Origin of the sequence: Streptomyces sp. SM11 (assembly GCF_002910905.1) — a bacterium.
In the GTDB taxonomy this organism is placed as follows: Bacteria; Actinomycetota; Actinomycetes; order Streptomycetales; family Streptomycetaceae; genus Streptomyces.
Genome location: NZ_NEUE01000208.1, coordinates 1 through 13,770 on the forward strand (window position 1 = coordinate 1; position 13,770 = coordinate 13,770).

A 13,770-nucleotide genomic window follows, 5' to 3' on the forward strand; every position below is an offset into this window, starting at 1 on the left:
CGTGCGCAGCCGGCCCGCGCCCAGCAGCGCGACGGCCACGAACACCACCGGCACCACCAGGGCCGCCAGGACGGCGGGCCACTGCCACAGGCCGCCCAGCAGCCCGGCCGCACCCGCCATGAGCAGCACCCCGCCCGGGGTACGGGGCGGTGCGGCGTACTCGGTGGCGGAACCGCGGTTCACCGACTCCTCGGAGTGGTCGGCGAGCCGGTGCAGCAGCGCGGTGCCCGGCACCGGCTCGACCCGCCCGGCCAGCGAGGTGAAGTGCTGGGCCACCGAACGCAGCGCGAGCCCGTCGCCGAGGAGCATGCCCGCCAGTTCACGCAGCCCCTCCCCGACGCGTTCCCCCGCGCTGTCGGCGAGGGGCACCCGCAGCCCGAGCGCGCCGAGCCGGGCGGTGGCCTCCGCGGTGGGCGCCGCCGCCGCACCGCCGCCGCCCGAAAGGGCCCGCTCCACCAGAGTGCGGAACCCGTCCAGGTCCTCGCGGGCCTGTTGCAGATCCGCCTCCAGGGCCTCGCGCCGGGCCGGGTGCAGCAGGCCCGGGAAGGCCCGCAGCGCGACGAGGTTCTCGTCCGCCCGGTCCAGGGAGTCCGCGCACGCCCGGTGTGCGAGGTTCGCCGGTCCGTCCGGCCGCCGGTGCCCGTGGCCCCGGCCGTCCCGCCCCGTCACGAGCGCGCGCAGCGGTTCGGGCAGCCGGGCGTCCGGGATGACGTCGACCGGGTCGCCGGCCCCGGTGTCCTCACCCGCGAACCGGGTCAGCGCGTCCCGCCAGGCCCGGTCTCTGACCTCCGCCGGCAGATCCTGCTCCAGCAGCCGGACCCCTGGGGCGGCGACGGAGTCGGGCAGCATCCGCAGGTCCTCCAGGACCCGGACGAAGACGTCCGGGACCGACAGGAGGTCCACCAGGACGGCCAGCGACGCGGGGTCGTCCGGCGCCGGCCGGTCCAGGGCGGTACGGGCGGAACGCAGATCACCGGCCCACACCAGGCCGATCGAGGAGGCCCGCAGGGTCGTGGGCCGCACCAGCCGGCGGTCGGGGAGGTAGGCCTCCTCCCCGCCGGCGTACGAACCGGGGGAGCTGCCCACCAGCAGCACCAGGATCCTGGTCTCGCCCACCGCCCGGTAGCCGGAGAGTAGTTCGTACTGGAGCTGGTGGTCGGTCAGCCCGGCCGGGGTGTCGGTGACCAGGAACAACGGATAGTCGGGTTCCGGCAACCCGGCCCGGCCCAGCTGCTCGGCCACCCGGTCGCGTACCGCCTGCGCGGTGGCCAGGGCCGCGGACCCGGCGCGCAGGTCGAGACGGACGACGGCGGTGGTGTCCTCGGGAGACGTCACTGCGGGCCCCCGTTCCGGTAGGAGCGCCCGGCGGCGTCCTCGTCCGTGTCCCAGCCGTCGCCGTCCCAGCCGCCACCCGGGGCCGGGCGGCGCACGGGCGGCCGGTCCTGCCCCCCGAACCCGTCCGGCCCGTCGTCGTCCCGACCGCCGGACCGGTCGTCGGCGGGTGGCCGTGGGTCGGTGAACCGGTCGTCGGTGAACCGCTCGTCGGCGAGCCGGTCGTTTCCGAACAGCTCGTCCCTGGACCGGGCGCCCGGGAACCGCTCATCGCCGAACCGCTCGCTCCGGGCCCGCCCGCCGCGCGAGGCGCCGGTCCCGTACCGCTCCTCCTCGTGCCGCGCACCGCCGTCGTACCGCTCCTCCCCGTACCGCTTCTCCGCCTCGTACGGGACGGAGCGGGCCGCCGTCCGCGGCGCGGGCACGGCGTCCTCGCGGAGCCGGTCGTCGGCCGGGCGTTCGTCGGTGCTCGGGGCCGCCGTGCCCCAGTCCTCCTCGTCCGCCAGGGCGCGCCGGCGTTCCGGGGCGGGCCGGGCGGGGTGCGCCTTCGGGGTGCCGCCGCGCGCGTGTTCCAGCAGGGTGCGCAGCGTGGGCTGGATCGCGTGCTGGTCGCCGAACTCCGTGTCCAGGGCGGCGGGCAGGGTCTCGGCCCAGAATTCCCACAGCGGCCGGATCCAGCCGTCCACGCGCTGCCCGCCGTGCTCCCGGCGTTCCTCCAGGAGCTCCAGCTGGCGCGGGGCGATGTGTTCGACGAGCTCGACGAACAACGGGTGCGGGGTGCTGCCGGCCCGGGCGAGGCCGAGAGGCTGGGCGCCCATCAGCTTGCGGCAGTAGTCCTCCACGGTCCGCTCGTCGTCCAGCACGGTCCAGCGTTCGTAGGAGCGCAGCAGCTCCGACCAGCTGGAGATGCCGCCGGGGAAGTCCCCCAGACGCAGCCGTACGCCGGGGACGCTCGCCCCCTTCTCCGGGAACAGCCGCAGCCGCACTCGCGAGGGCGAGGCGGTGTCGCCGTCCAGGACGTCCACCTGGCCGTTCCACAGGCAGCACAGCAGGCGGTGCAGGATCGTGCGCCGGTCCTCCTCGCTGCTGACCATCCAGTCGTCCTCGAAGCCGAGGCGCTGCCGCCAGCGCAGTACGTCGTGGGCCTGCTCGTCGTCCTTGGCCCTGGCCCACTGGCGCAGCACCTTGCGGGCCTCGGGCACCTGGGTGAGGCTCATCTCGCTGCGGAAGAGGACCACGGTGATCGAGTCGCTCTCCACGCCCCGGTACTCGACGGAGTTCTTCGCGTCGGACGGCAGCCGCAGCGCCTTGGCGAGGTACTCCTGCACCTCCTCCGCCGCCTGGACCCGCGGGTGGGTGACCAGAACCCGCAGCGGCCCGGTGCCCTCCGGGGTGAAGCCGACCGGCAGCAGACCGGCGAGCTTGCGGCTGAACAGGTCGAGGGCCTCCTTGCTGACCTGGTCGGTGGCGTCGGCGTCACCGGCGGCGGCCGCCAGCAGGGTGCTCATGGAGGGCAGCAGGGGCCGCTCCTCCATCTGCGCGCCGTTCTCCGCGAAGAGCCTGGTGATCCGCCCCTCCAGCCGGGCCTTGACGACTCCGACCGCCCCGTCGGGGCTGCGGTGGCTGCGCGTGTGCACGTCACGCCAGGTGTCCCCGTCGATGAGCCGCAGCAGCAGCGACGCCTCGTCGTCGCTCTCGTGCAGGCCCTCACCGCGTACGAGCCGGGCCACGACGTCCTCGTAGAAGTGGTTGAGGCTGCGCTGCGGCGGCAGGAGGTAGGAGATGCCGGTGCGCTCCGCGTACAGCTCCAGTCCCTTCTGCTCGGCGGACTTGCGTTCCTGGTCGGCCTGTTTGCGGAAGGCGTTCACCAGCCGCAGCATGTCGGTGCCCGCCATGTCCGCCTGCGACTGCCAGCGCTGCTGCTGCTCCCGCCAGGCCTCGTGCCATACGGCCCGGCAGCGCCAGCGGTACCAGTTGTCCTGGGCCTGGAGAGCGGCCCGTACGTCGTCGTCGCCCCACCGGGCCGGGGACATTCCGGCGATACGGCCCTTGATCCGGGGGGTCTTCGGCGGCTGGTCGGTGACGCCCGGGGGCCGCTTCGGGGAGCGGGAGCGGGCGGTGACCATGCCGAGGAACCCGAGCCGGGTGATCTCGTCCTCGCTGTCGGGGACGCCCCTGACGAGGCGTTCGGCCAGGAACGGGTCGACGCGCTGCAACAGCTGCTCGATCGCCGGGCGCGGGCTGAAGCGGGCCGCCATCGCGGCGGCCTGGCGGTCGGCGATGGACTGGAGCCCGGACAGCAGGCGCTGCATGTCGCCGATCCGGTGGTTGAGCGCCTCCTCGATCGCCTTGCCGCCGCGGGGCAGCGGCTGGGGGTCCTCGACGGGCAACTGCTTGCGCTCCCACAGCTCTTCGAGGTGGGAGTCGGCGAACAGCTGACGGACCAGCGGCACGGCGTCGTCCTTCGCCGGGTTGCGCGGCCGTTCCACCAGTTCGGTGACCGCGACCCGCAGCAGCCGCCCGGCCACCAGATCGGCCAGCTGGTCCATGGGCGCGGTCATCGAGGCGACCAGGCTGGTGGAGACGCCCTGCCGGCCGATGCCGGTGGGGGACAGCGCGCTGCGGTGCACACCCCGGTTGATGAAGCTCGCGGCGAAGGTCTGGAAGTCGTCGTCGCCGGCCATCGACCGGCCCTGGGAGCGGCTGTCGCCCAGTTCGGTGCCGATCAGCGACATCACGAGCGAGACGATGGAGCGGCGCAGATCGTCCTGGCGGATGCCCGCGGTCGGGCTGAAGAGGAACGCGGTCGGCAGGATTCCGGTGCGCAGCCGGACCGGGGTGACGCCCGGGTAGCGGATGCCGAGGCCGGTCTCCTGGTCGAGTTCGCCGATCTCCGCGCCGGCGGTCGGCGCGTTCTGCCCGTCGACCAGCCGGAACAGGTCGACCAGCGCACGGGCGGCGTTGAGGTCCGCCTCGCGCCCGCCACCGGTGGAGGCGCTGAACGAGGACGGCATGACGACCAGCGGGTAGATCTTCACGCCGTTGAACCGGCGCATCTTGAACGCCTGGTTGATCAGGTGCAGATAGTCCAGGAAGATCCCCGCGCCGGTGCCGCCGGCGACCGAGAACGCGACGAAGACATCGCAGCCGGTGACCCGGCCGCCGCCCAGTTCGCTCAGCTCGCCCGCGGACCTGGCGATCGCGTCGATCGCCTGGAGGAGGGGCTCCAGGACCGGCTGGAGGGAGTGCCGCAGCGTGGCGAAGAGCGCGGCACGGCCCACCGTGGGGAGCTGGCCGGCGCCGTTGTGCAGCGGGGTGACGCGCGGTTCGCCGTCGCGCGAGGGCAGCCAGCCGGCGACCTCCTCGCGGAGGCTGGCCCGCAGCATCTGCGTCACCTCCGGCGAACTGTCGAAGTTCGGCAGGAGGTTGTGGGTGGCCCGCGAGGTGCGGGCGTACGCCGCGCGCAGCGAGGAGTCCACGTTGAACTGGGGCAGCCGCTGGAGGTCGGACTCGCTGAAGTCCGCGTACACGAACTGCAGGCAGTCGGGCAGCTGGTAGGGGGCGAGGCCGCCGATGTGCTGGAGTGCCGTGCCGTCGGGGCCGCACAGGTCCACACGCAGCTTGCGTTCCAGTTCGGCGCCGACGAGGCCGCCGGTCCCGCCCAGGCCGACGAAGAGCATCGGCTGGAAGATCTTCATGGGGTTCCTCCCGCTACCGGCCGGGGTCGGGCCGGTTCGTCAATGGGCGTCACAGGTAGTCGTCGTGGCTGCCGGGGCTCACCGGATCGGGCCGCTCGGGGGTGCTGGGGCGTACGGAGTCCTCACCGAGGGCGAGGCTCAGCCGGTCGGTGAGTTCGGCCCGGCCGTTCGCGGTGAGCCGGGTCCGGGCGCTGCCGCGCCTGCGCAGCACCGCACCGCCCTCGGGGCTGCGCTGCACGGCGTACTGCCCGTGGGTGCGCCGCTCGATGCGCGGGTTGCTGTGCGCCTCGGCGATGTCGAACGCGTACCACTGGTTCTGGCCGTGCCCGGCCCGGTGGACGCCGAGCACGTCGCCGTCCTCGGAGATCAGATGGAGCATCAGCCCGTGCGGGTCGCGGCGGATCCGCCGCTGCCGGAGCCAGGCCAGCGCCAGCAGGACGCCGACGACGATCAGGGCGACGGCGCCGGTCAGCACCCACCAGTACCGGTCCAGGAGGCTGGGTTCGGGGGTGACCTGGACGGAGAGCGGGGTACGCACCAGGGTGCGGTCGTCGTCGGTGGCGTCCTGGACGGTGACGGTGCCGCCGATACCGAGCGGGCCGTCGTCGAGCCGCCCGTCGAAGGACTTCTCCGGTCCGATGCCGATGGTGATCTCGTGGGTGGTGGACGCCCCGGGCTTCACCACGATCTCGGCGGGGCTCACGGTGAGGAGCCCGGCCCGGACGTCCGCGAGGGAGAGCCGCAGGGTGTGCGGGGCGCCCGTGGTGTTGGTGACGGCGAGCTTCGCGGTGACGGTGTCCCCGGGGTGGCCCTCGCCCCGGACGGGGCCGAGCGCCGTGGCGACGGGCAGGGCCCCGGGGGCGACCCGGCCGCCCTCGCTGCGGGTGTCGGCGCTGAGCCCGGAGGCGGTGAGGGTGCCGCTGACCTTCAGGGCGCCGTCGGCGCTCTCGGGGACGGTGACCGTACCGCTGAAGGAGCCGTCGCTCTTCGTGGGGTCGGGTCCCTCGCCGTCGTCGGTGAGCCGCAGGGGCAGGGGCGCGAAGCCGTCGCCGGTGAGTTCGCTGCTGACCTTCAGACCGGCGTAGTCGGCCGGGTCCTTGATCTCGTAGCCCTCGCGGGTCTGGAGCCGCATGGTGACGGTCGCCTTCTGCCCGGCCTGCGGGGAGGGCGGGTCCATCGTGATGGAGCCGCGCAGCTCCCCCTGCCACAGGACGCTGACGCCGACGGGCAGCGAGCGGTGGCCCTCGGGGGCCTTCACGTCGACCTTCCACCGGCCGGGCACCGGGTCGATGATCTTCAGTGCCTCCACGGTGCCGCCGCTGCCCGCGAGTTCGAAGGTGGACCCCTTGAACTCGCCGGTGGTCGGAACCTTGTTGCCGAGCGGGTCGGTGTAGGTGACGGTCACCTCGGGGGTGCCCTTGTCGACGACGATGGAGCCGACGGTCGCCAGCGGCGAGATGGTGATGGGCAGGGTGGCGGGCGGGCGCTTGCTCGGTCCCGGCTGGTAGCGCAGGCAGTGCGCGGCGGCGAAGATCCGCTCCAGCACCGGTCCGACGTCCTTGGCCCCGGAGACCTTACGGGCGGTGGGGCGGGCGGACTTCAGGTCGACGCAGCCCTTCTGGTGGCCGCCGGCGGCGATCCTGTCGAGCTGCTCCTTGTCCGGGGCGGGACCGAATCCGAGCGGCCAGATCTGTACGTTCTTGGCGGCGGCGTTCTTCAGTTCCAGGTCCAGCTGCCGCTTCCCCTCGGCCTTCCGGTGCGCCGGATCCCCGTACTGGGGGCTGCCGGTGACGTCCATCTCGCCGTCGGTGAGCAGGAACAGCACCCGGGGGACCGACGGGTCGGTGCCCGAGCTCAGTTCGTGCACGCCCTGGCGTATCGCGCTCGGGAAGTCCGTCCCGGTGCCCTCGCTCTTCTTGCGGCCGCGCAGCTTCTCCACGCAGCCCCCGATCGACTCCCGCCCCGCCGTGTCCAGTCGGGTGCGGGGGCAGACGGGGTCCACCGCCCGCTGGTCGGCGGACTCGGCGGCGGCGAAGCCGAACACGGTGATGTGGGAGGTCGCCGAGACGTCACCGAGCGCGATCCGGGCGGCGGCGGCCTTCTCCGCCTTGATGTCCTCGGGCGCGAGGCTCGCGGACTGGTCGACGGCCACCGCGTAGTTGACGGAGGCGAAGGCCGGCGCGGTGGCCGCGGCCGGCTCCGGACCGGGGGCGGCTGGTGCCGTCAGGGAGGTGAGCAGGGCCGCACCGGCCAGGACGGACAGCGCCGCCCGCCCGGCCCGGCCGGTGCCGGCCGGGCCTCTTCTTCGGTCATTTCGCACGACCGTCCCCTTTTACTCTCGTTGCCATGTCTGCGTGGTGTCGCGAGGTGCTTGGGTGACTGCTCTGGGTAGTTGTCGACGGGTGTGCCCCTGGACGCGGCACACCCGTGCGGGACGGTCAGCGCGCGGTCAGGCTCCAGGCGAGAGCCAGCACCGCCGACGGGGCGAGCGTGGCGACCGCCCAGCGGATCGCCCGGTACTTGGCGGACAGGATGGCGCTGACGTCCACGGCCTGGACGAGCAGCCAGCCGACCGGGTCGCGGCCCGCTTCGTTGATCCGGGCGGTCAGCGCGTCGTGGTCGAACGGGGCCAGCAGGTCCCCGAAGTACGTCACCCCTTCCTGGTCGCGGACCGTGCCCGTACGCGGCAGGAGCGCGCGGACCAGGGCGGCCACCGCGACCACCCACAGCAGGCCCGCGACGACCAGCGCCAGGTCGCCGGGGCCCCGCCAGTCGGGGGAGCCGTGCCGCCCGATGAGGAAGGCGGGCAGGGCGAGCGCCCCCGAAAGCAGTACCGCCGCCTTGGAGTCGGCCCGGCCGAGGTCCTCCCGGACCGTGACCAGCAGCCGTTCCGCGATGCGTTCCCCCGCCCTGTCCGGCCCGTGCCGGTCCCCGTTGGGCTCCCCCGCCCCGTCCGGCCCGTGCCCACCCCCGTCCGGCACCGGCGCGGTCGGGGCGGGGGAAGTCCGTGTGCCGCCGTCGCCGCTCATCCGTCGTCCTCCGCCCAGCCCCACCCGTCGTCGCGCGGCCGGGAGCGCGGAGCGGGCGGCTCGGGGTCGTACGCGATGTCCCGGTCGGCTGCGATGTCCCGGTCGGGTACGGCGTCCCGCTCGGGCGAGCTGTCCCGGTCGGGCGTGCCGGGCCGCCGTACGGGAGGTTCGTCCGCCACCCAGTCGGGGGCGAACGGCTCCTCCCGGGCTGGCTCCAGCTCCTGCGGGGCACGGCGGGCGGCCCGGGTGCCGATGGGGCCCTGGATGCTGAGGTGCCTCTTGTTGAGGTAGGAGAGTGCCTGGCTCTCCATCTCGTTGGAGTGGATCTGGCCGTCGGCGACCATGGAGAAGAGCCGGTCGACGCGCTCCTTCTCGTCCTGCCTGCCCTCCTGGCGGATCTTCTCCAGGAAGGTGTTGGCCGCGTCGGGGTCCGCGGCCAGCATGTGGCTGAGCTGCGCCAGGTCCCCGCCGCGGAGCATCTTGAGGTACTCCTCCTGACGCATCCGCGCCAGCACGGTGTCCCCCCGCTGGCTCCGGACCCTCGCCGTGTGGCCGATCGTGTGGTCGTCCACCCGCAGCCGTACGTACAGCCGCACCCGCAGCCCCAGGTCGGTGCCGAGGTCGTTCCACCGGCCCGAGACGCAGTGCTGGGTGATGGCGGTGTTGGCCTGCTCGGCCTGGTGCACCGGGAACTGGGCGGAGATCTCCCGCAGCCGCTCCAGGGCCGGCGCGGTGAGCCGCTGGGCGATGTCGGTGACCACCTCCACCGCGACCCGGTGCGGGTCCTCGACGGTCCAGTGGATGTCCACCTCCGCCTTGAAGAAGGTCGCCCCGCCGACGGCGGGCAGCTCCATCCGCAGGGTGGTGACGAAGGTGCCGGTGGCGATCTCGCAGACGGTGTGCGGCCGGGCCAGCGGCGGTTTGCCGAAGTGCTCGACCCCGGACACGCCGGCCACGCTGTAGCCCCGCCGGTAGAACAGCACCGACGTGGTGCGCGCACCGCTCCGCCGGAACGGGCCGGTCGGCGCGTACTCCCGCAGGAACGGGCCGGCGGGGACCACCGCTCCGTTCTCCGCCACGCCGTTCTCCTCAGCCATGACTCTCCTCCTCGTCGGGCCGCCGCTGCCGCGCGGGCACAGCGAGCCACCACAGGGCGCGGGCCTGCTCCTCGGCCAGCGGCCGGTCCTGATCCCTCATCATTCGGCGCAGCAGCCAGTCCAGCCGCCGCTGGTCGTGCTCCTCGGCGACCAGGGCGGGCAGCAGCGCGGCCAGCCCCTCCCGGGTCCACGCGCGGCCGTCCTTGCGGGTGGCGGAGCGCAGCAGGGTCTCCAGGGCGTCGAGCGCCACGTCCCGGGAGCGCGCGGTGTTGAGCGCCGTCCAGAACAGGTCGGCGAGCCGCCCGGTCAGTTCGGGCCGGGTCGCGGCCAGCGCCAGCAGCAGCGGCCAGTCGCCCCGGTCGCCCAGCGGGGTGCCGGGCTCGTCGTCCAGCACCTCGTCCACATCGGTCAGCGCCAGCCGGACGATGGTCACCAGGGCGAGGTCCTGGTACTCCTCGCCGCGGTGCCCGGTCCAGTCGGCCAGCCGCCGCAGCACGGTCGCGCACTGCGGGTGCGTCAGCAGCCGGACCACGTTCAGCGAGGCCACGGCCAACTGCTCACCGTCGTCGCGGACCCCGATCCGGGCCAGCGCGTCCAGGGTGTCGTCCATCGAGTCGGCGGACCGCCCGTAGCCGAGTGCCATCGCCGCCGTCCAGCGCAGGGACGGCGTGCCGTACCGCGACCAGTCGTCGACCACCCTGCGCACCGCCTTGCGGTGCGAGGCGTGCCCGGCGACCTGGTCCAGCGCGGTCGCGGCGAAGACCCGGCGGCGCGGCGTGGGGGCCTCGGCGAGCGGCCGGACCAGCTCCGCGTACCCGTGCTCGAAGTCCCGTACGGACAGCTCCCCGGCGGCCACCGCGGCGCGCATCGACACCTGCGGCCGGGGGTCGTCGGCGAGCAGCCGCAGCCAGCGCACGACCGGGGCGCGGACCGGGAAGTGCCGCTCCCAGAGCTCAGCCAGCACCGCGGCGGGCAGCGCGGTGCCCCGGTAGAAGACCAGCCGCCCGGCCACCTCGGCGCCCGCCACGTCGACGGTCCCCTCGGCCGGCCGAGCGCGCGAGAGCGCCAGATCGGCTTCCGGGTCGTCGCAGAACAGCGCCCGCGCCGGGGTGCTGTCCGGATCGCTCTGTACGGACAGTTCCCAGGTCAGCAGGTGGGCGGCGGCCGACACCGCGCTGTGCGACGCCCCGCCGAGCACCGCGAGCGCGATCCGGAACGCCACTGGGTGGAACAGGGCGGCGGTCCCGGAGCGCACGGGCGCCCCGTCGTCGCCGGGCGGCGGGGCGGCCGGCGCGCGGTCCACCCCGGCCAACCACTCGTACGCCTGGACGGCCGCGAGACCCCGGCAGCCGGACAGCAGCTCCTCGCGGCCGAGCGAGCCGAGCACATGCCCGGCCAGCAGCGAGGCGAACAGCTCCGCCTCGGCGGGGCGCAGATCGTCCAGCCCCACCGCCTCGGTGACCTCGGGGTCCTCGCGAAGCTCCGCCGCCCGCTCCAGCAGCCCGCCGCCCCCGTCCGCGCGCTGGTCGCCGTGTTCCTCCTCCAGCCGCTCGCGCAGCCGGACGTCGACCAGTTCACGGGTGGGGGCGGGCGGGCAGAGCGCCCCGTACCGCCCGGCCAGCAGCGGGTTGGCCGCCGAGCCGACGCTGACGACGAGCACCGCGTACGAGCCCTGCTCGGCCAGCGCCGACGCCAGTTGGTCCAGGTCCATGCCGTTGGGCGGCAGCACCCCGGGCCGGTCCGGCGCGGGCTTCAGCAGATACCCGGTGCCGCGCCGGTGGCCGCCCTCCCCGGCGGCCACCTGGTCGGCCAGCTTGCGCACACCTTCCTCCGGGGCGGTGCGGCGGACCCGTTCGTTGTTCTCCGCTCCCTCGCCGTTGCGGGTGACCTCGTCCAGGAGCGCCAGGGCGGTGCTGGTCCGGCCGGTGCCGGGGGCCCCGCCGAGGACCAGCAGGCGGCGCGACTCCAGCGCCCGGCGCAGCCGTACGTACCCCTCCGGCTCGATGTGGGCCCGCCGCAGCCGCCGCAACTCGTCCTCGGGGACCGGGCCGCCGCGCATGGCCAGGCCCGAACGCCGGGCGTCCAGCTGGACGTTGATGTCGCCGATGTGGGCGTGACCGATGCGCGACCGGTCGAAGCTGGTCAGGTCCCGCCCGCTGCTGAGGAGCTTCTGTCCGGCCCGGCGGGCGCGTGTGGCGGCGGCGAGGTCGGTCGGCTCCTCCTCGCCCTGCTCCTCGGCCAGCGGGTCGCGGGTCAGGTCCTTGAACCGGTCCGCGGCGCGCTCGCGCTCCTTCTCCCGCTCTGCGGCCTCGCCGTCGGCGGAGCCGGGGGCGTCGGCGGCGTCGGAGGGACCGGGCGAACCCTTGCCGTCCGGGGCGCCCTTGGGCTGGTCGTCCTTCCGTGCCTCACCGCGCGGCGATGCCTCGGGGGAGCGGGCGTCCTTCGGCTGCGGGGCCGCGCGTTCGGCCGGGCCCCCGGCCACTGCTTCGTCGGCCATGCTCAGTCCTTCCGGTGGCCGTCGCCGGTGACGCGGCCGATGTGCACGGGCTGCTGGTAGACGTTGTGCCGGTGGACGGACAGGTCGCCCTCGGCCCTGTACTGGGCGGGCACTTCCCCGTCCCTGTCCTCGTCGTCCACGTCCACATCCCTGTCGCTGTCGTCGGCCCGCTGGTCCCGCCGGCCGTCCGCCGCGGCGCCGGCCGGTGCGGCAGCCGGACCGCCGACCGGTGCGGCCGGTTCCTCCGGAGCGACCGGCCCGATGTCCGGCGCGGGCCGTCCCGGCAGGTGGAACCAGGCGGTGACGGCGCCCTCCTTCAGGGCGAGCCGCGCCGCGGCGAAGCGCGCGGGCTCGATGAACTTGCCCCCGGCGGAGACCACATCGACGTAGAGGGAGTCGGAGACGGCGAGGACCAGATCGGCCCGTTCGCGGTCCAGCAGGTCCCGGGCCACGGCGGAGTCGGCGAGCCGGCAGGTCAGGTCGACTGCGCGCCCGCTGATGCCCCGGCTGTCGTGGCGTACGGGACCGACGTGCATCGCCACCCGCAGCCCGAGCGGCACGAGGAGGCCGCCGTTCTCCTCCCGCAGGTTCTCGTGGACCTCCACCATCCACAGGCCGAGCAGCCGCGTCACCGCGATCCGGCCGGGGACCGACACCAGCACGCCGTCCCCGCGGTCCTCCATGTGGACGGTGTCCCGGACCACCCCGGCCTGGGCGAACGCGGTCTCCAGAACCCGGTAGATCCGCTCCCGCATCCGCGGCTTCTCCGCGTCGCCGTACTGCCCGGAACGTCTGGCGTCCACGCTGATGACCAGCTCGTAGCGTGCCTCACCGGCATCCAACGCCTCGTGCTCCACCCCGTGCCCCGCTCTCTCTTCGCCGCCGCTTGCCGTCCCGTACAGCTTCCGGCCCGGGACGAAGGCCGTCTGTAGCCGTTTACACACGGCGGGGCAGAGCCTTACTCCCGGTGCCCCTCCGCGAGGAGGGCGAGCAGCGGGGGGTCGAGGATCTCCACCATGCGCGTACCGGTGCGCACGATGTTCTGGGTGCGCAGCAGCCGCAGCGCCTTGGCGACCGCTTCCCGGGTCGCCCCGACGGTGGCGGCCAGTTCGTCCTGGGCGAGGTGGACGACGGCCCCGGTGTGTCCGGAGCCGGGCGCGGACGGCGCGTAGGGGCCCGAGGGGGCGACCCGGGAGAGTTCGGTGAGCCGGCTCGCCAGGCGTTGGAGGACGGTCAGCGAGGCGAGGGCGGAGCGCTCCTGGTCCGCGCTGCGCAGCCGGAAGGTCAGCTGCCGTATCACCAGCCCGCTGACCCGGGGGTGGGTGGCGAGGAACCGGCGGAACGCGTCGCCGCCGATGACGGTCGCCTCGACGGTGCCGAGGGCCTTTACGGTGGCGCTGCGCGGGTGATTGTCCAACGCGGCCATTTCTCCCAGGAGTTCGCCGGGCCCCCGCAGCCCGAGTATGAGCCGGGTGGCGCCGCGGTCGGTGGTGCGGGAGACGGTCGCCCAGCCCCGGAGCACGATCACCACGTGGCCGGTCCGGTCGCCCTCGGTCAGGAGCGGGGCGTCGGCCGGGTACTCCTTGCGGTGTCCCAGGGCCATGACGCTCTCGTACTCCGGGGTGGTCAGAGCCCGCCCGAACGCCAGCTCATCGCCGAGCAGCCCCATGGCCACTCCCCCCCGCGGCGGTATGTATGGCCCGATCCCGTGGCGTAGATGTTTCCAGAACCACCCCTTGGGGGGCGTGAATTGCGCCACACGTGCACTACGCATAGGTAACCGATGCGTTGCCTGGTCGGCGACGGTGCCCGCCGCGAGCCCCCTTCCCGTACCCATGAGGCGGAAGGGAGCCCTCCGTGGTGCCCCGCACGCCTCGCGTGCACCTGGGCATGTCCCTGACCGGGGGAGTCGTGGCGGGGCGGGGGTGCGGCGGCGGGCCCGACGCCGATGCGGGGCCGGGGTTACGGCTGCACGGGCGACTTGGCGGGAACTCGGGTTTGGGCCCGCGCATGCCGCCGCCCCCGGGAACACCTTCCCGGGGGCGGCGGAACGTACCCGAGGGGATGGAACGGGGCAGTGCGGGGGTGGCCCGACGCGCCCGGGCTCCCGCCGTCGC

Annotated in this window: 7 protein-coding genes and 1 pseudogene; all 8 read right to left on the reverse strand. The window is 74.4% G+C overall.

Translation table 11 applies throughout. The annotated features are described in order from the left end of the window. A pseudogene (locus B9S58_RS19645) lies at window positions 1-1,335 on the reverse strand (hypothetical protein); the annotation flags it as partial. Next, window positions 1,332-5,030 carry a tubulin-like doman-containing protein gene (locus B9S58_RS19650; RefSeq protein WP_103533420.1) on the reverse strand — a complete coding sequence of 1,233 codons (3,699 nt, stop codon included), beginning with the start codon at window positions 5,028-5,030 and terminating at the stop codon, window positions 1,332-1,334. The pseudogene B9S58_RS19645 and the gene B9S58_RS19650, both read right to left, overlap by 4 nt. Before the next feature lie 49 nt (window positions 5,031-5,079). After that, window positions 5,080-7,350 carry a VWA domain-containing protein gene (locus tag B9S58_RS19655; protein WP_103533421.1) on the reverse strand — a complete coding sequence of 757 codons (2,271 nt, stop codon included), beginning with the start codon at window positions 7,348-7,350 and terminating at the stop codon, window positions 5,080-5,082. A 118-nt stretch (window positions 7,351-7,468) separates the two neighbouring features. Further along, entirely contained in the window at window positions 7,469-8,059 is a 591-nt protein-coding gene (locus B9S58_RS19660) for a Pycsar system effector family protein (protein WP_103533422.1), read from the reverse strand. Next, window positions 8,056-9,156 (reverse strand): hypothetical protein, encoded by a 1,101-nt coding sequence (locus B9S58_RS19665; RefSeq protein WP_103533423.1) that lies wholly within the window; start codon window positions 9,154-9,156, stop codon window positions 8,056-8,058. Before B9S58_RS19665 ends, B9S58_RS19660 begins: the two co-directional genes overlap by 4 nt. Beyond that, window positions 9,149-11,653 (reverse strand): hypothetical protein, encoded by a 2,505-nt coding sequence (locus B9S58_RS19670; RefSeq protein ID WP_103533424.1) that lies wholly within the window; start codon window positions 11,651-11,653, stop codon window positions 9,149-9,151. The genes B9S58_RS19665 and B9S58_RS19670 overlap by 8 nt, the downstream gene beginning before the upstream one ends. A gap of 2 nt (window positions 11,654-11,655) precedes the next feature. Then, entirely contained in the window at window positions 11,656-12,510 is an 855-nt protein-coding gene (locus B9S58_RS19675; protein ID WP_103533425.1) for a hypothetical protein, read from the reverse strand. A gap of 101 nt (window positions 12,511-12,611) precedes the next feature. Beyond that, entirely contained in the window at window positions 12,612-13,322 is a 711-nt protein-coding gene (locus B9S58_RS19680; RefSeq protein WP_103533426.1) for a Crp/Fnr family transcriptional regulator, read from the reverse strand. Window positions 13,323-13,770: the final 448 nt, after the last annotated feature.